16 protein-coding genes and 1 tRNA gene are annotated in these 21,517 nt (G+C 74.5%); 3 read left to right on the forward strand and 14 right to left on the reverse strand.

The features are described from left to right. Nucleotides 1-43 precede the first annotated feature (43 nt). Nucleotides 44-373, forward strand: coding sequence for a nuclear transport factor 2 family protein (locus tag ABEA77_RS25885; protein ID WP_345652311.1), 330 nt, complete (start codon nucleotides 44-46; stop codon nucleotides 371-373). A 77-nt stretch (nucleotides 374-450) separates the two neighbouring features. After that, a complete protein-coding gene (locus ABEA77_RS25890; protein ID WP_345652314.1) occupies nucleotides 451-1,071 on the forward strand; it encodes a TetR-like C-terminal domain-containing protein in 621 nt (206 codons plus the stop codon). Between the two features lie 215 nt (nucleotides 1,072-1,286). Here ABEA77_RS25890 and ABEA77_RS25895 read toward each other — a convergent pair. The 10 genes from ABEA77_RS25895 to ABEA77_RS25940 all read right to left on the reverse strand — a co-directional run bounded on the left by ABEA77_RS25895 (nucleotide 1,287) and on the right by ABEA77_RS25940 (nucleotide 17,030). Next, nucleotides 1,287-1,360: transfer RNA gene (locus ABEA77_RS25895), tRNA-Thr, on the reverse strand. Between the two features lie 97 nt (nucleotides 1,361-1,457). Beyond that, nucleotides 1,458-2,990: an alpha/beta hydrolase gene (locus ABEA77_RS25900; protein ID WP_345652317.1), complete on the reverse strand. Its 1,533-nt coding sequence runs from the start codon at nucleotides 2,988-2,990 to the stop codon at nucleotides 1,458-1,460. A 232-nt stretch (nucleotides 2,991-3,222) separates the two neighbouring features. Next, nucleotides 3,223-4,431 carry a DNA polymerase III subunit delta' gene (locus ABEA77_RS25905; protein ID WP_345652320.1) on the reverse strand — a complete coding sequence of 403 codons (1,209 nt, stop codon included), beginning with the start codon at nucleotides 4,429-4,431 and terminating at the stop codon, nucleotides 3,223-3,225. Nucleotides 4,432-4,834: 403 nt separating this feature from the next. Next, a complete protein-coding gene (gene tmk / locus ABEA77_RS25910; protein ID WP_345652323.1) occupies nucleotides 4,835-8,551 on the reverse strand; it encodes a dTMP kinase in 3,717 nt (1,238 codons plus the stop codon). 449 nt (nucleotides 8,552-9,000) lie between these two features. Beyond that, nucleotides 9,001-11,862 (reverse strand): type I DNA topoisomerase, encoded by a 2,862-nt coding sequence (gene topA / locus ABEA77_RS25915; RefSeq protein ID WP_345652326.1) that lies wholly within the window; start codon nucleotides 11,860-11,862, stop codon nucleotides 9,001-9,003. A 733-nt stretch (nucleotides 11,863-12,595) separates the two neighbouring features. Next, complete coding sequence (locus ABEA77_RS25920) at nucleotides 12,596-13,264, reverse strand: SDR family oxidoreductase (protein WP_345652329.1); 669 nt, start codon at nucleotides 13,262-13,264, stop codon at nucleotides 12,596-12,598. 238 nt (nucleotides 13,265-13,502) lie between these two features. After that, nucleotides 13,503-15,062, reverse strand: a complete 1,560-nt coding sequence (locus ABEA77_RS25925; protein WP_345652332.1) for a DUF7059 domain-containing protein — start codon at nucleotides 15,060-15,062, stop codon at nucleotides 13,503-13,505. A 56-nt stretch (nucleotides 15,063-15,118) separates the two neighbouring features. Then, complete coding sequence (locus ABEA77_RS25930) at nucleotides 15,119-15,691, reverse strand: small secreted protein (protein ID WP_345652335.1); 573 nt, start codon at nucleotides 15,689-15,691, stop codon at nucleotides 15,119-15,121. Nucleotides 15,692-16,115: 424 nt separating this feature from the next. Beyond that, nucleotides 16,116-16,556 (reverse strand): ATP-binding protein, encoded by a 441-nt coding sequence (locus ABEA77_RS25935; RefSeq protein WP_345652338.1) that lies wholly within the window; start codon nucleotides 16,554-16,556, stop codon nucleotides 16,116-16,118. A 120-nt stretch (nucleotides 16,557-16,676) separates the two neighbouring features. Beyond that, nucleotides 16,677-17,030 (reverse strand): STAS domain-containing protein, encoded by a 354-nt coding sequence (locus tag ABEA77_RS25940; RefSeq protein ID WP_003967428.1) that lies wholly within the window; start codon nucleotides 17,028-17,030, stop codon nucleotides 16,677-16,679. A gap of 79 nt (nucleotides 17,031-17,109) precedes the next feature. Between ABEA77_RS25940 and ABEA77_RS25945 the strand changes: the two genes are divergently transcribed. Beyond that, a complete protein-coding gene (locus ABEA77_RS25945) occupies nucleotides 17,110-19,794 on the forward strand; it encodes a DEAD/DEAH box helicase (RefSeq protein ID WP_345652341.1) in 2,685 nt (894 codons plus the stop codon). Here ABEA77_RS25945 and ABEA77_RS25950 read toward each other — a convergent pair. From ABEA77_RS25950 to ABEA77_RS25965, 4 genes are all read right to left on the reverse strand, one after another. Continuing rightward, on the reverse strand, nucleotides 19,791-20,135 hold the full coding sequence (locus ABEA77_RS25950; protein WP_345652343.1) for an Rv3654c family TadE-like protein: 345 nt from the start codon (nucleotides 20,133-20,135) through the stop codon (nucleotides 19,791-19,793). The two genes, ABEA77_RS25945 and ABEA77_RS25950, sit on opposite strands and share 4 nt — an antisense overlap. 95 nt (nucleotides 20,136-20,230) lie before the next feature. Beyond that, entirely contained in the window at nucleotides 20,231-20,638 is a 408-nt protein-coding gene (locus tag ABEA77_RS25955) for a TadE family type IV pilus minor pilin (protein ID WP_345652345.1), read from the reverse strand. Further along, complete coding sequence (locus ABEA77_RS25960) at nucleotides 20,625-20,855, reverse strand: DUF4244 domain-containing protein (RefSeq protein WP_425588391.1); 231 nt, start codon at nucleotides 20,853-20,855, stop codon at nucleotides 20,625-20,627. Before ABEA77_RS25960 ends, ABEA77_RS25955 begins: the two co-directional genes overlap by 14 nt. 228 nt (nucleotides 20,856-21,083) lie before the next feature. After that, nucleotides 21,084-21,517 (reverse strand): type II secretion system F family protein (locus ABEA77_RS25965; RefSeq protein ID WP_345652351.1); only part of this gene is annotated, 434 nt, incomplete at its 5' end.

Below are 21,517 nucleotides of genomic sequence, written 5' to 3' on the forward strand. Positions count from 1 at the left end.
GCCCGCCCTCCCCCGACGAACACCGGACAAGGAGTTCCGCGCCATGACCGCTCCTCAACTGCCCGCCCTCATCCGCACCTTCGTGGACACGACCCACGCCGGCGACTCCGACGCGTTCGCCGCCGCTTTCACACCGGACGCGTACCTCAACGACTGGGGCCGCGAGTTCCACGGCCGCGAGGGCGTCCGCGCCTGGGACCGCACCGACAACATCGGGGTCCACAGCCACTTCGACGTCGTCACGCTCGCTCCGGGCGAGGGCCCCGACGAGCACGTCGTCACGCTCACCGTGACCGGCGACGGCTACAACGGCACAGGCCCGATGCGCTTCACACTGCGCGACGGGCTCATCGCCCGCCTCACCATCGGCTGACCACCGCCCGCGCGCACCCCGCCGCCTAGACTTCCCGCACAGGCGCCAGCGCGCTCACGAACGAAGGAGGCCCCGCGGTGTCGACCCCGCCGACCGGCCCCGCCGCCGGTCCCCAGCGCCGAGGCCGCGGGCGCAGGCCCGCGCACGAGGTACGCGCCGACGTCCTGCGCGCCGCCGGCGCCCTGCTGCTCGGCGGCGGGCTCACCGCCCTCACCTTCGACCGCGTCGCCCGCGAATCGGGCGTGAGCCGGACCACGCTCCACAAGTGGTGGCCCTCCGTGGGCTCCCTCGCCCTCGACGGCTACTTCCACACCGTCGAGGACACGCTCGCCTTTCCCGACACGGACGACCTCCGCGCCGACATCACCACCCAGCTGCGCCACTTCGTGGAACTGATGACGACGACGCCCGCCGGACGGCTGCTCACCGAACTCATCGGCCGCTCCCAGACCGACCCCGACCTCGCCGCCGAGTACCGCCGCCTCTACTCCTCAGCACGCCGGCAGCTCGCGACCGACCGCTTCCGCCGCGCGCAGGAGGCCGGACAGATCCGGCCGGGCATCGACGTACGGGTGCTCGTGGACCAGCTCTGGGGAGCCGTCTACCACCGCCTCCTCATCCCGGACGAGCCCGTGGACGAGGCCTTCGCGGACGCCCTCGTGGACAACCTGTTCGACGGCGTCGTGCAGACCCCATGAGACTTCCGGAGCACTCGCCCTCCCCCAGAACGTCCCGATCGAGGCGAGCCTCGACGGCTGTGCAGACACGCGGCCAGGTCACACCGGCAGGGCGGTCATCAACGGCGCGAAGCCTCGCCCGACCCGAACCCGAAAGGCCACGACCCGGGAGGCCACGAGCGGGGAGCAGAAACAAGAACCCCAGGTCACGAGCTACATGACCTGGGGCTTTTCTGAGCCGCCTTCGGGATTCGAACCCGAGACCTACGCATTACGAGTGCGTTGCTCTGGCCAACTGAGCTAAGGCGGCCTGCCGGTCGCACCATGGTGCGATCAGCGGCGACGCCAAGTCTACACAGTTTCGCGGGGTGCTCCGCACGCCCCGGGGGTGGGGGCGTTCGGGCTGGTCAGGTGCACTTCTTGCCGGTTTTGGGGGGTGTGCCGTCGAGGAGGTAGGTGTTGATCGCCGTGTCGATGCAGGCGCTGCCGCGGCCGTAGGCGGTGTGGCCGTCGCCGTCATAGGTGAGGAGGCGGCCGGAGTCGAGCTGGGAGGCGAGGGCCTGGGCCCAGCGGTAGGGGGTGGCCGGGTCGCGGGTGGTGCCGACGACCACGATGGGGGCCGCGCCCTCGGCCTTGGCGGGGTGGGCGGAGCCGGTGGCGCGGGTGGGCCAGTAGGCGCAGTTCAGGGAGGCCCAGGCGAGTCCTTCGCCGAAGACGGGGGACGCCTTCTCGAAGGCGGGCAGCGCGGCCTCGACCTGCTGGGGGCTGGTGAAGGCGGGCGGGAGGTCAAGGCAGTTCACGGCGGCGTTGGCGTACATCAGATTCGAGTAGTCGCCGTTCTGGGACCGCTCGTAGTAGGAGTCGGAGAGCGCGAGCAGCATGGCGCCGTCGCCGGTGAGGCCGCTGCGCAGGGCCTGACGGAGCTGGGGCCAGGAGCCCTTGTCGTACATCGCGGCGATGACGCCCGTCGTGCCGAGCGACTCGGTGAGCCTGCGGCTCTGGCCGGTCGGCAGCGGCCTGCGGTCGAGCTGCTCGAAGAAGGCCTTGAGACGGTTCTCCGCGGCCCGCGGCGACGACGTGCCGAGGGGGCACTGGGCCTGCTTGACGCAGTCCCTCGCGAAGGACTCGAAGGCGGTCTCGAAGCCCGCGGTCTGCTGGAGGTTGATGTCCCGCGAGGACAGGGCCGGGTTCATCGCGCCGTCGAGGACGATCCTGCCGGTGTTCTTCGGGTACAGGTCCGCGTAGGTCGCGCCGAGGAACGTGCCGTACGACGCCCCCACATACGACAGCTTCTTGTCGCCGAGCACCTGGCGGAAGATGTCCATGTCACGGGCGGCCTCGACCGTGGAGACGTGCGGCAGCAGCTTCGCCGCGCGGGTCTCGCAGCCGTGGGCGAACGTCTTGTACGCGTCGGTGAGCGCCGTCACCTCCCTCGGGTCGTCCGGTGTCTGGTCTACCTCGGTGTACGCGTCCATCTGCCGGTTCGTCAGGCAGTCGACCGGCCGGCTGCGCGCGACACCCCTCGGGTCCATGGCCACCATGTCGTAGCGCGCCCTGACCTGGGCCGGGTAGCCGATCCCCGCGTAGCTCCTGAGGTAGTCGACGGCCGAGCCGCCGGGCCCCCCGGGGTTCACGAGGAGCGAGCCGAGGCGCTTGCCGGGGCCGGTGGCCTTCTTCCTGGAGACGGCGAGGCCGATCTGCGCGCCGTCCGGTTTCGCGTAGTCGAGGGGCGCCTTCATCGTCGCGCACTGGAAGCCGGACGTCCCGCACGCGTGCCAGTCCAGCTTCTGGTCGTAGTACCGCGCCAGCGCCTCCCGGTTCGCCGGGCCGGCCCCCCGGCTGGGGTCGGAGCCCGAGGAGGACGAGCTACAACCGGAGAGGAGGAGTCCGGCCGCCGCGAACACGGCGGCGGAGGTACGGAGCAGGCGCCTGGTGTCCATCGGGGGAGCCTAACCGCCCCGCCGGTACGGAAGGGCACAGCGACGCCCGTACGGGTGAGGGCGCCGCGGCGTCCGCGCCGGGGGCTCGGCAGCACACCGCCCGGGCGCGGTCCGTGCGGGACGTGCGCCGCCTCCGGCGCCGGGCCGTCCGTGCGGGACGTGCGCCGCCTCCGGCGCCGGGCCGTCCGTACGGGGTGCCTCCGGCGCCACCCGCCCCCACACCCCGCCCGTCTCAGCCCCCGCCCCGCAGGGCCATCGTCATCGCCTCGACGGCGAGCAGCGGGGCCACGTTGCGGTCGAGGGCCTCGCGGCAGGCGCCGATCGCGTCGATCCTGCGGAGGGTGCGCTCGGCGGTGGAGGCGCGCGCGACGCGGTCGAGGGCATCGCGCACGTCCTCGTTGGCCAGCTGGACGCGCGAGCCGAGCTGGAGCGCGAGTACGTCGCGGTAGAAGCCGGTCAGGTCGGTGAGCGCCAGGTCGAGGCTGTCGCGCTGGGTACGGGTCGAGCGGCGCTTCTGGCGGTCGGCGAGCTCCTTCATGGCGCCCGCGGTGCCCCGGGGCATCCGGCCGCCGCTCTCCGCGCCGAGCGCCGCCCGCAGCTCCTCAGTCTCCCTCGCGTCGGTGTCCTCCGCGGCCTGTTTGGCGTCCTCGCCCGCCGCGTCGACCAGCTCCTGCGCGGCCCGCAGGCACGCGCCCACGTCGTCCACGCGCAGCGGCAGCTTCAGCACCGTGCTCCTGCGGGCCCTGGCACGCTCGTCCGTGGCGAGCCGCCGCGCCCGGTCGATGTGGCCCTGGGTGGCACGCGCCGCGGCCCGCGCCGCCTCCGGCTCGACGCCGTCCCGCCGCACCAGGACGTCCGCGACGGCGTCAGCCGAGGGCGTACCGAGCACCAGGAGGCGGCAGCGGGAGCGGATCGTCGGCAGCACGTCCTCCACGGACGGCGCGCACAGCAGCCACACCGTGCGCGGCGCCGGCTCCTCCACGGCCTTCAGCAGCACATTGCCCGCGCCCTCGGTCAGCCGGTCCGCGTCCTCCAGGACGATGACCTGCCAGCGGCCGCCCGCGGGCGCCAGCTGGGCCCGCCTGACCAGTTCACGCGTCTCCTTCACACCGATGGACAGCAGGTCGGTGCGGACGACCTCGACGTCGGCGTGCGTGCCGATCAGCGCCGTGTGGCAGCCGTCGCAGAACCCGCAGCCCGGCTCGCCGCCGAGCGCGCGGTCCGGGCTGAGGCACTGGAGCGCCGCCGCGAACGCGCGCGCCGCCGTGTCCCTGCCCGCCCCCGGCGGCCCGGTGAACAGCCAGGCGTGCGTCATCTTCGACGCCTCGGGCGGCTCCTCGCCCCGCTCCACGGCCGTGACCAGCCTGTCGGCGTCGCGTGCCGCTGCCGCAAGCGACGCGGCGACCCGCTCCTGACCCACCAGGTCGTCCCAGACCGGCATGCGCGCTCCCAGCTCCGTCCCCCGGCACCGCGGGAAGGGCGGCGCCGGCCGTGTGAACGGCGACGGGCCCGCGCGGCACCCGCGCTCCCGTCGCCGTCCCTGTCGTCTGCGTCTTCGTCGTCAGGTCCGGTCTTCGTCAGGTCCGGTTCTTCATGAGGTCCGGTCTTCGTCAAGTCCGGTCTTTGTCAAGTCCGGTTTCTCGTCGGGCCCGGTTTCTCGTCAGGTCCGGTTTCTCGTCGGGCCCGGCCTCGGCACATCGGGCCTCGTGTCCCATGGCGACGGGGCACGTCGTTCGCCGTGTCCCACGGCCCCGTGGCGTCACGACACCATGGGGCCGTGCCGTCCGCGATGTCGACCGTCCTGCCCCATTGTGGCGGGTGGGTACGACAGTCCCGCACGCCCGTCAGCGGCGCCCGCCGCGCCCCCTGCCCCAGCCCCTGCCGTCGTCCTCGTCGTCGTGCGGGCCGAGCAGTTCGTCCGCGAGGGTCGGCAGGTCGTCGAGCGGGGTCTCCTCCGCCCAGTCCGACCTGCGGCGCTCGGACCTGCCGCCGCCCGTGCCACGGTCGTCGCCCGCGCCCCCGCCCGGGTACTGGGGCATCTCGCGCGTGCGCTCGTTGCCGCTCTCCCCTCCCCCGGCCTCGTCCCTGAAGTACCCCTTCGGGAAGCGGTCCGAGGTGTCGGCGCCGCGCTCGGGCTCGTCCCGTACCTGCGGCAGGACCGCGGTCTCGTCAGCCGGGTCCGCACGGTACTGCGGCAGCACCGCCGTCTCCTCGGCCGCACGCTCGTCGGCGGAGACCGGAAGCTCCGCGTCCGCGTCCGTGAACCGGGGCAGCGTCGTGGTCTCCTCCTCGTCGGACGGCGCGTCGGCGTCCGGCGAAGGGGCCTTCGGAGACGGCGCAGGAGCCGACTCCTCCGCGGCCCACGAGGGCCTGCGGCGCGTGCCGGGCTCCGCGTCCGCGGGCCCCTCAGCGGCCGGCGGCTCCGCCTCCGGGTCCCGTACGACCGGGGTCTGCAACGTGGTCTCGCTCGGGGACACACCGGACGGCGGGGTGTCCCCGGGGGACACGCCCTCCTCCCGGCTCGCCGCCGCGGCCTCCTCCGCCTCGCGGCGCCTGGCCTCCTCGGCCCGCAGCAGGGCCTCCTCGGCCTTGCGCTGCTTCTCCAGGCGGCGCTCCGCGTCCTCCTTGCGCTGGCGCGCCTCCTCGGCGGCCCGCTGCCGCAGCCGCTCCTGCTCCGCCTCGTACGCCTCCTGCTCGGCGAGGCGCCTGCGCTCGGCCTCCGCGGCCCGCTGCCGCTCCTCCTCCGCGCGCCGTGCCTGCTCCTCGGCCTGCCTGCGCGCCTCCTCCTCGGCGCGGAGCCTGGCGAGCTGCTCCTGCCGTTCGCGTTCGAGCCGCTCCTCCTCGGCCCTGCGGCGCTCCTCCTTAGCGCGCTGCCTGGCCTCTTCCTCCTGGCGCTCGATCTCGCGCTGCCGCGCCTCTTCCAGCTCGCGGCGCTTGCGCTCCTCCTCCTCGGCGCGGAGCCTGGCGAGCTGCTCCTGCCGTTCGCGTTCGAGCCGCTCCTCCTCTGCCTTGCGCGCGGCCTCGCGTGCGGCCTCTTCCTCTGCGCGGCGCCTCGCCTCCTCGATGGCCGCCCTGCGCGCCTCCTCCCGCGCCTTGATCTCGGCCTCGGAGAGCGGCAGCAGCTGGTCGAGCCGGTGGCGTACGGCGGTGGTGACGGCCTCGGGCTCGCGGCCCGCGTCGACCACCAGGTAGCGCGCCGGGTCGGCGGCGGCGAGTGTGAGGAAGCCGGTGCGCACCCGCTGGTGGAACTCGGCGGGCTCCGACTCCAGCCGGTCGGGCGCCTCCGTGAAGCGCTCGCGCGCCGTCGCCGGGTCGATGTCGAGCAGCACCGTCAGGTGCGGTACGAGCCCCTGGGTGGCCCAGCGCGAGATCCTGGCGATCTCCGTGGGCGACAGGTCGCGGCCCGCGCCCTGGTAGGCGACGGACGAGTCGATGTAGCGGTCGGAGATGACGACGGCGCCCCGTTCGAGCGCGGGCCGCACGACGGAGTCGATGTGCTCGGCGCGGTCCGCCGCGTACAGCAGCGCCTCGGCGCGGTTGGAAAGGCCCGCGCTCGACACGTCGAGCAGGATCGTCCGCAGCCTCTTGCCGACCGGCGTGGCTCCCGGCTCGCGGGTGACGACGACCTCGTGTCCCTTGCCTCTGATCCACTCGGCAAGCGCCTCCACCTGGGTGGACTTGCCCGCGCCGTCACCGCCCTCGACGGCGATGAAGAAGCCGGTCGCGGCGGACGCCTGCGCGGGTTCCGAGCCGCCGCGCACCGCGTCGAGCAGGTCCTGCCGCAGCGGCACGCCCGACCTGTCGTCGGTCTTGGCGAGGACGACCGCGGCCACGGGCAGCAGCAGCGCGCCGACCAGCATCAGTGTGAAGGCGGCGCCGCCGTGCGCGAAGACGAAGTCGCCGCCCGCGAGGCGGTGCGGGCCGATGGCGGCCGCGACGAGCGGCGCGACGACCGCGGCGACGGCCATGGAGACCCGGACGACCGCCTGGAGGTGGTCGGCGAACCTGGCCCTGCGCCGCTCCTCCGCCTGGAGTTCGACGAGGGTGTGGCCCGCGTTCGCGGCGACGCCCGCGGCGAACCCGGCGAGCAGCGCGAGGAACAGCACCGTCGCCGTGTCGGGCACCAGGCCCATGGCGAGCAGCGCGACACCGGTGACGGCGGTCGCGAGGACCATCATGCGGTTGCGGGAGAGGGCGGGCAGCACCGTGGGGCCGCGCCGGATGCCGAGGCCCGTGCCGCCGGTGAGGGCGAGGACGAGCAGCGCGAAGGCGACAGGGCCGCCGCCGAGGTCCTTGGCGTCGAGCACGGACACCGCGACCGCGGAGGTGATCGCCCCGGCGAGGGCGCCACAGGCGAGGACGAGCAGCGGTACGGCTCCGGTACGGCCACGGTCCGCGGCGGCGGGAGCGGCAGCCGCGTCCGGCGTGCCGGTCCCGTCGGCGGCCGGGGCGCCCCCCTCGCCCCCTGCGGCGGCGCGCGCCCGGACCGCGGCGGCGGGGCGGCGGAGCCCTTCCAGCGGGGAGCGCGGGCGCGGGGTCCTGCCCTCGGGGATCTCCAGGAGTACGAGCGTGGAGACCGACGCGGCGAACAGGCCCGCCGCGACGTACGAGGCGAGCGCCACCTGGTGGAGCGAGAACCACTCGACGCCGGTGCCGAGGAGATTGCCGATCAGCGTGGCGACGAGCAGCACGGCGGCCGCCGCGGGCACCGCGAAGAACGAGGTGCGCAGCGACAGCCTGCGCAGCGCGTCCAGGTGGTCGGGCAGCGGCCTGACCGCGTCGCCCTCGGGCGGCGGCGGGGGCAGCAGGGCGGGCGCGGCGCTGTCCTTGGCGACGGTCCAGAAGCGCTCGGCGACCCCGGCCACGAAGACCGTGCTGAGCAGGATCGGCAGCGCGCGGTCCGGCGTCCAGTCGATCCACAGCGGCGCGACGATCAGCAGGGCGAGCCGCACGCCGTCCGTGACGATCATCGTCCAGCGGCGGTCGAGGGGGCCGCCGTCGCGCGGCGGGCGCGGCTTCTTCGCGGCCTTGGGCGCGGTGGCGCCCTGCCGGGCGCCCGCGTCGAGCGTCGGGCGGCTGTCGCCCGGCGCGATCGCCGAACCCCCGGCGGCCGGCTCACCCGCGGACCTCTCCGCGGCGCCCGGGTCATCGGCGTTCTCAGCGTCCTTGGCGTCCCTGGCGCTCTTGGCGTCCTTGGCGCCGCCGGCGGGGCGGGGGCGTCCGCTGCCGGGCGCGAGGAGGGCCGTCAGCGGTCCGAGCAGGACGGCGCCGAACAGCAGCGTCGCCACGACCCGCGCGCCGAACACGGCGGCCACGGCGAACGCGACACCCCGGTACCCGGATCCGAACGAGCCGTCCGTGATCGCCGCCTGGAGAGTCAGCACCACCAGGACGAGGACCGCGAGGACATCACCGATGCCGCCCGCGAACTGCGCGCCCCACAGCCGCCTCAGCGGGGGCAGGCGCAGCAGAGAACGGACGGCGCGCTCCCGTGAGTCTGCGGCAAGTGCGTCGTGGTCGGAGGTGGGGACCACGACCGTTGGCTGCTCGGCTCGCGTCATCCGCCCAGCCTATCGGGACGGCACGGGCACCCGGAGGCCCCGGCCCGTACGAACGCGGCAGTACGGCGCCCGCCCGCGCGGGGAGCCGCACCCGGCGGCCCCTACGGCGTTTCCGTACGAAACCACCCCATCAACGACCACCGGGACACCCGCCCCGACGCTCCGTCACGGCCCGTGCGTACCGGGTGAGCCCGCGGGCCCGGCCACCGGCCGCCCGAACCGCCGGCCGACTCATCCGGAACGGCTGCCAGGGTCCGGGCGGATCGGGGGCGGGGCCGTCAGGCGTCCAGGCCGGGCGGCGCCGGAAGCGGGCATCGGGCGCCCAGGCGGACCAGGAAACAGCTGACAGGCGTCCAGGCCGGGCGGTCCCGGAAGCGGCCGGCCCAGCCCTTCGGGCCGCCGGAGCGACGGCCACCCGCCGGAGCGGCGGGTCCCGGTCCCGCAGCGCCTCAGCCCTCGGAGCCGCCGGAGGCGCCCGCCGAGGACGACGCCGTCGTCTTCTTCGCCGTCGTCTTCTTCGCCGTCGTGGTCTTCTTGGCGGTGGACTTCGCGGTCGTCGTCTTGGCCGCCGACTTCTTCGCGGTGGACTTCTTCGCGGTGGTCTTCTTGGTCGTGGACTTCTTCGCCGCCGCCTTCTTGGCGGTCTTCTTCGCGGGCCCCTTGGCGCGCCGCTCGGCCAGCAGCTCGTAGCCGCGCTCCGGCGTGATCTCCTCGACCGTGTCGCCGGTGCGCAGCGTCGCGTTGGTCTCGCCGTCCGTCACGTACGGGCCGAAGCGGCCGTCCTTGACGACCACGGGCCGCTCGCTGACCGGGTCGGTGCCCAGCTCCTTCAACGGGGGCTTGGCCGCCGCGCGGCCCCGCTGCTTCGGCTGCGCGTAGATCGCGAGCGCCTCTTCCAGCGTGATGTCGAACAGCTGCTCCTCGCTCTGGAGCGAGCGCGAGTCCGTGCCCTTCTTCAAGTACGGGCCGTAGCGGCCGTTCTGCGCGGTGATCTCCACGCCGTCCGCGTCCGTGCCGACCACGCGCGGCAGCGACATCAGCTTGAGCGCGTCCTGGAGCGTGACCGTGTCGAGCGACATCGACTTGAAGAGGGAGGCGGTGCGCGGCTTCACCGCGTTCTTGCCCGTCTTGGGCGTGCCGTCCGGCAGCACCTCCGTCACGTACGGGCCGTATCTTCCGGCCTTCGCGACGATCGGGTGGCCGGTCTCCGGGTCCACGCCAAGATCGAAGTCGCCGCTCGGCTTGGCGAGCAGCTCCTCCGCGTACTCGGTCGTCAGCTCGTCGGGGGCGAGGTCCTCCGGCACGTCGGCGCGCTGGTGGTCCTCGGAGTCCTTCTCGCCGCGCTCCACGTACGGCCCGTAGCGGCCGACGCGCAGCATGATCCCGTTGCCCACGGGGAACGACGAGATCTCCCGCGCGTCGATCGCGCCGAGGTCCGTGACCAGCTCCTTGAGGCCGCCGAGGTGGTCGCCGTCGCCGTTGCCCGCGACGGAAGCGGTGCCCGCGTCGTCGCCGCCCTCGCCGAAGTAGAACCGCCTGAGCCACGGCACCGAGCGGGCCTCGCCGCGCGCGATGCGGTCGAGGTCGTCCTCCATGCGGGCGGTGAAGTCGTAGTCGACGAGCCGGCCGAAGTGCTTCTCCAGCAGGTTGACCACGGCGAAGGAGAGGAAGGACGGCACGAGGGCCGTGCCCTTCTTGAAGACGTAGCCGCGGTCCAGGATCGTGCCGATGATCGACGCGTACGTCGAAGGACGGCCGATCTCGCGCTCCTCCAGCTCCTTGACCAGCGACGCCTCGGTGTAGCGGGCGGGCGGCTTGGTGGAGTGGCCGTCGGCGGTGATCTCCTCGGCGCGCAGCGGGTCGCCCTCGGCGACCTGCGGGAGGCGCCGCTCGCGGTCGTCGAGCTCCGCGTTCGGGTCGTCGGCGCCCTCGACGTACGCCTTCATGAAGCCGTGGAACGTGATGGTCTTGCCTGACGCGGTGAACTCGGCGTCCCTGCCGTCGGCGGCACGGCCGCCGATCCTGACGGTGACGCTGTTGCCGACCGCGTCCTTCATCTGGGAGGCGACGGTCCGCTTCCAGATCAGCTCGTACAGCCGGAACTGGTCACCGCTCAGGCCGGTCTCGGCGGGGGTGCGGAAACGGTCGCCCGAGGGCCTGATCGCCTCGTGCGCCTCCTGTGCGTTCTTGACCTTCCCGGCGTACGTGCGCGGCCTCTCGGGCAGGTAGTCGCCGCCGTACAACTGCGTGACCTGGGCGCGCGCCGCCGACACCGCGGTGTCGGAGAGCGTCGTGGAGTCCGTACGCATGTAGGTGATGAAGCCGTTCTCGTACAGCTTCTGGGCGATCTGCATGGTCGCCTTCGCGCCGAAGCCGAGCTTCCGCGAGGCCTCCTGCTGAAGCGTCGTCGTACGGAACGGCGCCGAGGGCGAGCGGCGGTACGGCTTCGACTCGACGGAGCGCACCGCGAACGACGCCGACTCCAGCGCAGCGGCGAGCGCCCGCGCGTTCGCCTCGTCGAGGTGGAGCACCTGGTCCGACTTGAGCCGGCCGTCGGCGCCGAAGTCGCGGCCCTGCGCCACCCGGCGCCCGTCGACCGATACCAGGCGCGCGACCAGCGACGACGGGTCAGAGGCGTCTCCCGCGCGGCCCGTGCCGAAGGTACCGGTGAGGTCCCAGTACTCGGCGGAGCGGAAGGCGATGCGCTCGCGCTCGCGCTCGACGACGAGCCGGGTTGCCACGGACTGCACGCGGCCGGCGGACAGGCCGCGCATGACCTTCTTCCACAGGACGGGCGAGACCTCGTAGCCGTAGAGCCGGTCCAGGATGCGGCGGGTCTCCTGCGCGTCGACCATCTGCGTGTTGAGCTCGCGCGGGTTGGCGACGGCCGCCCTGATCGCGTCCTTGGTGATCTCGTGGAAGACCATCCGGTGGACGGGGACCTTGGGCTTGAGGACCTCCTGGAGGTGCCACGCGATGGCCTCGCCCTCGCGGTCCTCATCGGTGGCGAGGAAGAGTTCGTCCGACTCGGCGAGCAGCTCCTTGAGCTTCCTGACCTGGGAGCGCTTGTCGGAGTTGACCACGTAGATCGGCTGGAAGTCGTGCTCGACGTCGACGCCGAGCCTGCGCACCTCGCCGGTGTACTTCTCGGGGACCTCTGCGGCCCCGTTCGGCAGGTCGCGGATGTGCCCGACGCTCGCCTCGACGACGTACCCGGGACCCAGGTACCCCTTGATCGTCTTGGCCTTGGCGGGCGACTCGACGATGACGAGTCGGCGGCCGCCGTTCGCGGTCTCGCTGGTCGGGGACAACTTCGTTCTTCTCTCTCCGGTCGACGCTCGATGGGCCCTGCGGGTCCGTACGACTGCTGCGCTCACTTACGACAGTACGGCGCGGGCCCACGGAGCCCGTGGCGCGGCCCCGCTGTGACGCTCCTCCGCTGCGGAGTGTGACGGTACAACCCGCCCCTGTGTCAAACGGCGAAATCCCGCAACGGCCCCTCGAACGGTAACCCGACTCCCGGCATTCCCGCCGCCGGGGCCCGCGCGCCGCCGTGCCGCCGCGCACCGGCGGGGACGCGCGCTCCGCGTTCCGCCCCGGCGCCGGGCAGCGCCCCGCGCCCTGCCAGGACCGCCCCGGCTTCCGTCGCGTCACCGCAGGTCCGCGTGGGTGTCCCGCCCTCGTGCCGCGCGGTCCCGCGCCCGGTCCCGGCCCCTCACAGGGGATTCCGCTCACCACCGGGAGCGGGCGCTGCTCTGCGGGCCCGCTCCCGGTTCCGCCGGATCGGCGTGCATCCCCTACGCCCGAAGCACCAGCCGTCGGGAGCGCGACGGACCACGCGACGCGACGCCCGCACGGCGGGCCGGCGGGCGGGGCGTGGGTCGCAGGCGCACGGGTCGCAGGCGCTCAGGCGCGGGCGCCGCACGGCGGGCCCGCGGGCGGGGCGTCGGTGCGTCAGCGACGGGCCCGCGGCCGGGGCGTCGGTGCGTCTGGGGTGGCCGCGTCATGGGCGGGTCGGCCCGGGGCGTCGGGGGCCCACCGAGATCACCTCGCCGGTGACACCGGCGGCCTGTGGGGGGGGGAGGCGAGGAAGGCGACCGCCGCCGCCACTTCGGCGCGGTCGCGCGCGGTCTCCGCCTCCGCGGGGGCGTTCAGGTGGCCGGGCGAGACCGCGTTCACCGTGCTGCCGTCCCCCGCGCACGCCTCGGCGAGCGCCAGGGTCAGGCCGACCAGGCCGTGCTTGGCCGCGGAGACATGGACGCGGTCCGCCTCGCCGCGCAGCAGCGCCGAGACCACATTGGTCGCCGAGCTCTGCCAGCAGCGGAATCGCAGCTCCGGGTGGGCGCCGAGGAGGTCGGCGAGCACGTCGGGCACGAAGCAGAGCCCGAGGGAGTGGGTGTGCGCGATCCGCAGCCTGCGGTGCGGCACCCCCGACTCGGCCCGCGTGGTGTCCACGGCGTCGGGCCTGGCCCGCAGCACCGCCTGCGCCTCGCGCACCAGCACGTGCCCGCTGTGCAGCATGCGCACCCGGCGCGCCGACTGCTCGATCAGCGCCACCCCGGGCTTCCGCTCCAGCGCGCGCACGGTGCGCTGGACGGTGGCCGCGCTCACCCCCAGCTCGGCGGCGGCCTGCCCGAAGTGCTCGTTCCTGCTGAGGGCCAGGAACATCTCGAAGCCGGCGAAGGTGAGGGCCCCGGCGTGCCCGACGTCCATGCCCGCGATTATGGGCGCGCCCCCGGGGCAGGGTCTGGGGTCTTTCGTCTGGCTCAGGACGGATCAGGGAGCGGGGTCCGGTGCCTGGGGGTGCCCCCGGCCGGAGGCTGGGGGCCGGAGGCTGGGGCCGGACCGCACGGCGGAGGAGGGGGTCATGGCGGGACCCTGGCGACCGACGACAACGCCGCGAGACGCGGTGCCGGGACACGCGAGCCCGGCATGACCCACACGAGAGGCCCTAGATCGCCGCGGCCTCCCCCACCGCCGCGGGGGCGCCGTCCGCCGCCGGCTCCAGATAGCCCTCACCGATCAGCAGGCGGATGGACTCGGGGGTGCGGTCCCTGAGCGCGACCGGGTCCTCGTCCACCAGCTGGGCGATCGCGTCGAGGATGCGGCCCGCGGTGAGGGTGCCGTCGCAGACGCCGGCGAAGCCCGCGCCGACCGTGTCGACCTCCGTCGCCCTGCGCATGCCACGGTGCTGGCGCAGCACCACGTGCTCGGGGTCCTCCGCGCCGGGCAGGCCGACCTGTTCCTGCACTACTTCGGGCGCGAGCGTGAAGCGGTCGGCGAGCAGGGCCGCGTCGTCGTGCGTGCGCAGGTAGTCCTGCCGGGCGAAGTGCGCCCGCACGGTCTCGCCGAGCGGCTGCTCCACGGGGTGCGGCCAGTCCTCCACGACGACCGAGGGACGGTCGGAGGCGGCCTTGCGGAGCGTGATCCAGCCGAAGCCGACCGCGCGGGTCCTCCTGCGGCCGAACTCGTCGAGCCAGGCCCCGTACAGCCGCTCGTACCGCTCGGGGTCGGGGCCGCCGTGCTCCCCGCTGTCGCGCAGCCACAGCTCCGCGTACTGGGTGACGTCCTGGACCTCCCGCTGCACGATCCAGGCGTCGCAGCCCTGCGGGACCCAGGAGCGCAGCCGGTCCTGCCACTCCTCGCCCTCGACGTGCTCCCAATTGGCGAGGAAGTGGGCGAAGCCGCCCTCCGCGAGATGGTCGCCCGCCTGCCGCACCAGCGTGCGGCAGAGGTCGTCGCCGGCCATCCCGCCGTCCCTGTACGTGCGCCGCGCGGCGTCCTCGTCGGGGCCAGCGGGCGAGATCACGAACGGCGGGTTCGACACGATGAGGTCGAACGTCCGGTCGCCCACCGGCTCGAACAGCGAGCCTTCGAGCAGCTCGGCGCCTGGCGCCCCGGACAGCGCGAGCGTGAGCCGGGCGAACTCAAGGGCCCTCGGGTTGAGGTCGGTCGCCGTGACCCTGCCCGCGTGCTGCGAGGCGTGCAGCGCCTGGATGCCGGAGCCCGTGCCGAGGTCCAGGGCGGTGCCGGCCCGCGCGCGGACCGTGAGCCCCGCGAGGGTGGTCGACGCGCCGCCGACGCCCAGCACGACGCCCGCGCCGCGCCCGCCCGCGCCCGCGGCGCCGCCGACCGCGCAGCCCAGGTCGGAGACGATGAACCAGTCCTGCCCCTCCGGCCCGCCGTACGGCCGGACGTCGACCGTCGCCCGCACGCCCCCGCCGCCCGCCTCGGCGAGCCAGCCGTCGGCCAGGGCGTCCGCCAGCGGCAGCGCGGCCGCGGCGCGCTCCGCGGGCACGGCGCGCTGGAGCAGGAACAGCCGCACCAGCGTGTCGAGCCGGGCCGCGCCACCGGTGGCACGCAGCGCGGGCACGGTCTCGCTGCGCGCCAGCGCCGCGTAGGCGGGCGCGCCGAGCAGGTCGAGCAGGCCGTCTGCGGTGAACTCCGCGGCCAGCAGGGCTTCGCGGAGCCGGGCCGCGCGGTCGGGTGCGGGAAGACTGGTGGTACTCACCCCCACATTGTGACGGGCACCACTGACAGCGCCCGGCACCGGCCCGCCCGCCGGGCCTACGACGCCGAGGCGGAGGCCGCCCCCGAGGGGGTGCCCTTCTTGCAGCCGGGCTGCTTGGCCATGGCTTTGCCGAGGTCGCCCGACTGGAGCTTGCGCAGCGCGGAGTCGCCGCTCGACCCGATCTTGCCGAGCTGCGTCGAGACGTCGCCGAGCTGCTGCGCGAACTTCGCCTGGTCCTTGGTGTCCAGCGCGTCGACCTGCTTCTGGAGCGCCGCGTACGCGCTCGCGGTCGCGTTGAGCTCGCTGACCGCGTCCTTCTGGGTCTTCTCGCCGTCGTCCACGGGCGGCGCGCCGGCCGACTTCACCGCGGAGGCCAGCGCACGGTAGGCGTTGGCGTTGGTCCTGAAGGCCGCCGAGTCCACCTTCTTGACGTCCCCGGGCGAGCTCGCGGTGGAGGTGGCCTTCACGATGGACTCGTTGGCGTCGGAGATGGCCTGCCGCTGCGGCTGCACCTTGTCGCAGAAGCCCTTGGCCCAGTCGTTCACCTTGCCGTCGTTGTTGCCGCACCCGGACAGCGCCAGGAGCACCACAGCGCCACCGGACAGCGTGGCCGCAAGCTTCTTCTTCACCGATCGGTCCCTTCCGAGGCTCTCGGCCCCGGAACATACACGCCGCTCACCCCGTGGCGGCGCCGAAGCGAACCCCTCCGCACCGGCTTGACCGGTTTTGCCCCACATGAGAGACACCTCACGGCGAGAGACACCTCACGCTACCGACGAGTACGAGCGCCCCGGCGGCTGCGAGAGCCCCGCCTGCGACGGGGGCGGGGCGGAGGCGGAGGTGGATGCGGAGGCGGAGGTGGGGCATGAGCAGGACATGTACGACGGGGGCAGGGCCGCGTACGCCCGGAAGGGGGCGGGCGCACGATCCAGACGCGGCGCGCACGACCGGCCGGGGGCGTACGCCCGGAGGGGGTGACGTACGCCCCCGGCGGCGCCGGGCATGAGAAAAGAGGCCCTGCTCACAGGACCTCTCCTGAACGCGCGGCGCCCCTCAGGCCAGCGGCACCGCTGAAGCGGTCGGCCAGCTCATCCTGATCACGCCGCCCTCGGCGCCCGAGGTGACCTTGACGTCGTCGACAAGCCCGCTGATCACCGCGAGCCCCATCTCGTCCTCGCCCTCTCCGCCCTCGGAGTCCGCGGCGGGGCCGCCCGCACCGGGACCGGCCCCGGACGCGCCGGATCCCGGCACCCCGTCACCGACCTCGATGGAGAAGGTCTTCTCCTCCTCGGTCAGCGCCACCATCACGGGGGAGGTGATGCCATGGCTGCGGTGCAGCCCCACGGCACGGCTGCACGCCTCACCCACGGCGAGCCTGACCTCGTCGAGAACGGCCTCGTCGACTCCGGCCCGCCGCGCCACGGCAGCGGCCACCAGACGGGCCGTTCTGACATGTTCCGGCTGGGCGCTGAAGCGGAGTTCAACGGTGGCCATTCGGATCCCCCTCGGACATACGAGCGTGCACTCTCCACCACTTCCACGAGCCTGCGAACGCGGGACCCGGGCAGACGCGCCCGGCTCCCCCGCCCATTCCTCCGGAAGCCGCTGCCGACGTCAGTCGGTGGCGGCCACGGCCTCGTCCACCGTGGTGTGGATCGGGAACACCTTGGTGAGGCCCGTGATCCGGAAGATCTTGAGAATGCGCTCCTGGTTGCAGACGAGACGCAGCGAGCCCTCGTGTGCGCGGACCCTCTTGAGGCCGCCCACGAGCACGCCGAGCCCGGTCGAGTCGAGGAAGTCCACGCCCTCCATGTCGACGACCAGGTGGTAGCTGCCGTCGTTCACCAACTCCACCAACTGCTCGCGCAGCTTGGGCGCGGTATACACATCAATCTCGCCACCGACCTCGACGACCGTACGGTCGCCTCCAGGGCCGGACACGTTGCGAGTCGACAGGGACAGGTCCACGGATCCTCCAGCACCTTGCTATCGAGCGGTCGCCCCTCGGGTCTCCCCGACGGAGCCAGGGGACGTATCGCCAGCCGCGATGGCATTCAATCACTTACCAGCAGCCATGCACGACGCCTTGGGGCCATTGTCCCGCACGCCAGTGACACACTCGATGCCGATGGCCAGGAATCACCACCCCAGTGGACCCGCCGGGAGCGGGGAAGACCGCCCCACGCCGGACGCGGTCCTCGACCGGCTCGCCGCCGCGGCGGGCCGGGCTGCGCGCATCACCCATACGGAGCACCTGCCCCCTCGACCGGGACGTCATGCGGTCTGGCCCGATCGCATTCGCAGCGAGGTCGTCGCGGCGATCCAGACGGCCGGGATCGACCATCCGTGGGCCCACCAGGCTCAGGCGGCGGAGCACGCGCTCGACGGCGAGTCCGTGGTGATCGCCACCGGCACGGCGTCCGGCAAGTCCCTCGCCTACCTCGCGCCCGTCCTCAGCACCCTCCTCGACGGCTCCGAGGCGCCGAACGGCCGGGGCGCCACCGCCCTGTACCTGGCGCCCACCAAGGCGCTCGCCGCCGACCAGCGCCGCGCCGTGCGCGAGCTGGCCGCGCCGCTCGGCACGGCCGTACGCCCCGCCGTCTACGACGGCGACACGCCCGTCGAGGAGCGCGAGTGGGTGCGCCAGTACGCGAACTACGTCCTGACCAACCCCGACATGCTGCACCGCGGGATCCTCCCGTCCCACCCGCGCTGGTCCTCCTTCCTGCGCGCCCTGCGCTATGTCGTGATCGACGAGTGCCACACCTACCGGGGCGTCTTCGGCTCGCACGTCGCCCAGGTGCTGCGGCGGCTGCGCCGCGTGTGCGCGCGCTACGGCGCGCACCCGGTCTTCCTGCTCGCCTCGGCCACCGCCGCCGACCCCGCGCTCACAGCGGGCCGCCTCACCGGCCTGACCGTGCGCGAAGTCGCCGACGACGCCTCACCGCGCGGCGAGGTCGTCTTCGCCCTGTGGGAGCCCCCGCTCACCGACCTGCACGGTGAGCGGGGCGCACCCGTGCGCCGCACCGCCACCGCGGAGACCGCCGACCTCCTCACCGACCTGACCGTGCAGGGCGTCCGCACCGTCGCCTTCGTACGGTCCCGCCGCGGCGCCGAGCTGATCTCCGTCATCGCCAAGGAGCGCCTGGCCGAGGTCGACCGCTCCCTGCCGGGCCGGGTCGCCGCCTACCGGGGCGGCTACCTGCCGGAGGAACGCCGCGCCCTTGAGGCCGCCCTGCACTCGGGCGAACTCCTCGGCCTCGCCGCCACCACCGCCCTCGAACTCGGCATCGACGTCTCCGGCCTCGACGCCGTCCTGATCACCGGCTACCCGGGCACCCGCGCCTCCCTGTGGCAGCAGGCGGGGCGCGCGGGGCGGTCGGGGCAGGGCGCCCTCGCCGTGCTGGTGGCCAGGGACGACCCGCTGGACACCTTCCTCGTCCACCACCCGGAGGCGCTGTTCAGGCAGCCCGTCGAGTCGACCGTCCTCGACCCCGACAACCCGTACGTGCTCGCCCCCCACCTGTGCGCGGCCGCCGCCGAGCTGCCCCTCACTCAGGACGACCTGCCGCTGTTCGGCCCCGCGACGGCAAAGCTGCTGCCGCAGCTGGAGTCGGCCGCCCTGCTGCGCCGCCGCTCCTCCGGCTGGTACTGGACGCAGCGCAGGCGCGCGGCCGACCTCGCGGACATCCGCGGCGGGGGCGGCAGCCCCGTCCAGGTCGTGGAGGCCGGCACGGGACGGCTGCTCGGCACGGTCGACGAGGCCGCCGCCCACACCGCCGTGCACGACGGCGCCGTCCACCTCCACCAGGGCCGTACGTACCTGGTGAAGCACCTGGACCTGGCCGACTCCGTCGCCCTGGTCGAGGAGGCCGACCCGCCGTACTCGACGACGGCCCGCGACACGACCGCCATCTCCGTGCTGGAGACCGAGACCGAGGTCCCGTGGGGCGGCGGACGCCTCTGCTACGGCTCCGTCGAGGTCACCAACCAGGTCGTCTCCTTCCTCAGACGCCGCTTGATCACCGGCGAGGTGCTCGGCGAGAGCAAGCTCGACCTGCCGCCGCGCACGCTGCGCACCCGCGCCGTGTGGTGGACGGTCACCGAGGACCAGCTCGACGCCGCCCGCGTCAACCCCGAACAGCTCGGCGGCGCCCTGCACGCCGCGGAACACGCCTCCATCGGGCTCCTCCCCCTCTTCGCCACCTGCGACCGCTGGGACATCGGCGGCGTCTCGATCCCGCTCCACCCCGACACGCTGCTGCCCACGGTCTTCGTCTACGACGGCCACCCGGGCGGCGCGGGCTTCGCCGAGCGCGCCTTCCACACGGCCCGCGCCTGGCTCACCGCCACGCGCGAGGTCATCGCCTCCTGCGAGTGCGAGGCCGGCTGCCCGTCCTGCATCCAGTCGCCCAAGTGCGGCAACGGCAACGACCCCCTGCACAAACGCGCCGCGGTCCGCCTCCTCACGGAGCTGCTGAGGAACGCGCCCGAGGACTCCGAGGGGTCCGCGGTCTCCGCGGGGCCCGCCCAGCACCGGGGCGCCCCCGAGCCCCACGAGGCCCCGGGGACACCCGCCCCGCCCCAGGGGCCACCGGCCCCAGGCCCACCACCGTCGGTCCCGGCACAGCAGGGCGCCGCCCCACGGGCACCGGCCCCGCCGGCTTCGGCGCACTCGGCCCCTCAGGCCCCTCAGGCCCCTGACCCACAGGTGCCGGAACCACCGGTCTAGGGTGCGCCTCCGGTCCCTGAGCTCGCCGCCAAGACGGCCGGGGCCCCGGGCCCCGCACGGGCCCTGACGTGCGGGGCGTACGGGCCGACCCTGGCGACCGCGGTCACCTCCGCGACCGGCCCCTGCACCGCGCACGCGGCCAGCCGCGCCCCCTGCGCCGCCGCGACCCGTTCCGCGCGGCGGCAGGCCGCCGCACCTCCGTACGGTGCCGTGTCGGCCGCGGCCAGCGCCGCGAGGTCGGCGGCGGCCCCTGCCCGGTGCCGCGCCGCCACGGCCTGGCCGAGCGCGAGCAACACCCCGAACAGCGCGCAGAGCGCGCAGGCGAGCACGGCCGCCACCACGGTCGCCGCACCGCGGTCTCCCGCCGCACCGCGGTCTCCCGCCGCACCGCGGCCCGGCGCCGCCCGGGGACGGCACCGGGCACGGCCGCACCCGCTCACGCGCCGCCCCCTGCCGCCGCTCCGGCGGCGGGCACCGCGTCCTCGGCTGACGCCACCGCCTCGGCGGACAGCGTCAGCGCCAGCGCGCCTGGCCCCGGCGTGGGCGCCGACACCCGCACCGTCCACAGGTCGCCGGTCCTGGCGAGCCTGACCTCGGCGCCCTCCGGCGCCGCCGAGCGGGCCGCGTCGAGCGCCGTGGCCCGCGGCTCGGACCGGGCGGCCGCCCGCGCCCCGGCCCGCGCGGCCTCCACGCACTGGATCTGGGCGGCCGCCGCCGCAAGGCCCCACACCAGGGCCATCGAGAAGACCACGAGCCCCGGGACGGTCACCGCAGCCTCCGCCGTGACATAGCCGCCGTCGCGCCGCGGCCCCGGCCCGCCGGGGACGCGGTCAGAACGTCGCATGGAGCGCCCGTCCGATCAGCGACTGCAGGGCACCCTGCACCGTGCTCCCCGTGACCACCTTGTAGAGCACCGCGGCGAAGGCGCACGCGGAGATCGTGCCCATCGCGTACTCCGCCGTGGTCATGCCCGCGTCCGAACGTGGGCGCCGCGCCCACGCCGCCCTGAGCCGCGACACCGCCGTGATCGCGAACGCCCTCGCGCCGCCCGTTCCCCTCATGCCGCTCATCCCCATGTCCATGTGCCTCGCCTTTCGCCTTGTCCGGCGCCACCGCCGTCGTGGATGCGTTCGGTGATCGCCTTGCTGTGTTCGTTCCGTACTCGCCGTGGTGTGTTCGTTCCGTACGGCCGATCCCCGCTGGGTGGCCGTACGGCGCCCGCCGCCCGCCTGCGCACGCGGCCCCCGTCCACGCGGCCCCCGTCCTCGCCCCCCGCCGGGCGCCGCCCCTCACCGGCCGCCCAGGAGCCCGGTGGCCAGGCCGAGCACCACAGGGGCCACCCCCGTGGCGAGGAAAGCGGGCAGGAAGCACAGGCCGACCGGGCCCGTGATCAGCACCTGTGCGCGCTGGGCCCTGGCCGTGGCCCTCCTCGACCGCTCGGCCCGCAGCCCCTGTGCCAGCCGGGCCAGCGGTTCGGCGGCGGGGGCGCCTGTGGAGCAGGCGCGCTCCAGGCAGCGGGCGAGTCCCGCCGCGCCCGGTATCCCGCCGAACCTGCCCCAGGCGACGGCGGGTTCGCCGCCGAGCTGGATCTCCGCCGCCGCGCCGGCCAGCAGGTCGCCCACCGGCCCGCCGAGCGAGGTCCCGACGGCCTCGGCCGCCTCGCGCGGGCCCGCGCCCGCCGAGGCGCACGCGGCGAGCACGTCCGCCGCGAGCGGCAGCCGAC

Source organism: Streptomyces tremellae, assembly GCF_039540215.1.
Lineage (GTDB): Bacteria > Actinomycetota > Actinomycetes > Streptomycetales > Streptomycetaceae > Streptomyces > Streptomyces tremellae.

Coding starts and splice junctions, on each gene's coding strand:
- ABEA77_RS25885 (WP_345652311.1), top strand. CDS start 44: ATGACCGCTCCTCAACTGCCCGCCCTCATCCGCACCTTCGTGGACACG.
- ABEA77_RS25900 (WP_345652317.1), bottom strand. CDS start 2,990: ATGGACACCAGGCGCCTGCTCCGTACCTCCGCCGCCGTGTTCGCGGCG.
- ABEA77_RS25905 (WP_345652320.1), bottom strand. CDS start 4,431: ATGCCGGTCTGGGACGACCTGGTGGGTCAGGAGCGGGTCGCCGCGTCG.
- tmk (WP_345652323.1), bottom strand. CDS start 8,551: ATGACGCGAGCCGAGCAGCCAACGGTCGTGGTCCCCACCTCCGACCAC.
- ABEA77_RS25920 (WP_345652329.1), bottom strand. CDS start 13,264: ATGGACGTCGGGCACGCCGGGGCCCTCACCTTCGCCGGCTTCGAGATG.
- ABEA77_RS25935 (WP_345652338.1), bottom strand. CDS start 16,556: ATGGCCACCGTTGAACTCCGCTTCAGCGCCCAGCCGGAACATGTCAGA.
- ABEA77_RS25945 (WP_345652341.1), top strand. CDS start 17,110: ATGGCATTCAATCACTTACCAGCAGCCATGCACGACGCCTTGGGGCCA.
- ABEA77_RS25955 (WP_345652345.1), bottom strand. CDS start 20,638: ATGCGACGTTCTGACCGCGTCCCCGGCGGGCCGGGGCCGCGGCGCGAC.
- ABEA77_RS25960 (WP_425588391.1), bottom strand. CDS start 20,855: ATGAGGGGAACGGGCGGCGCGAGGGCGTTCGCGATCACGGCGGTGTCG.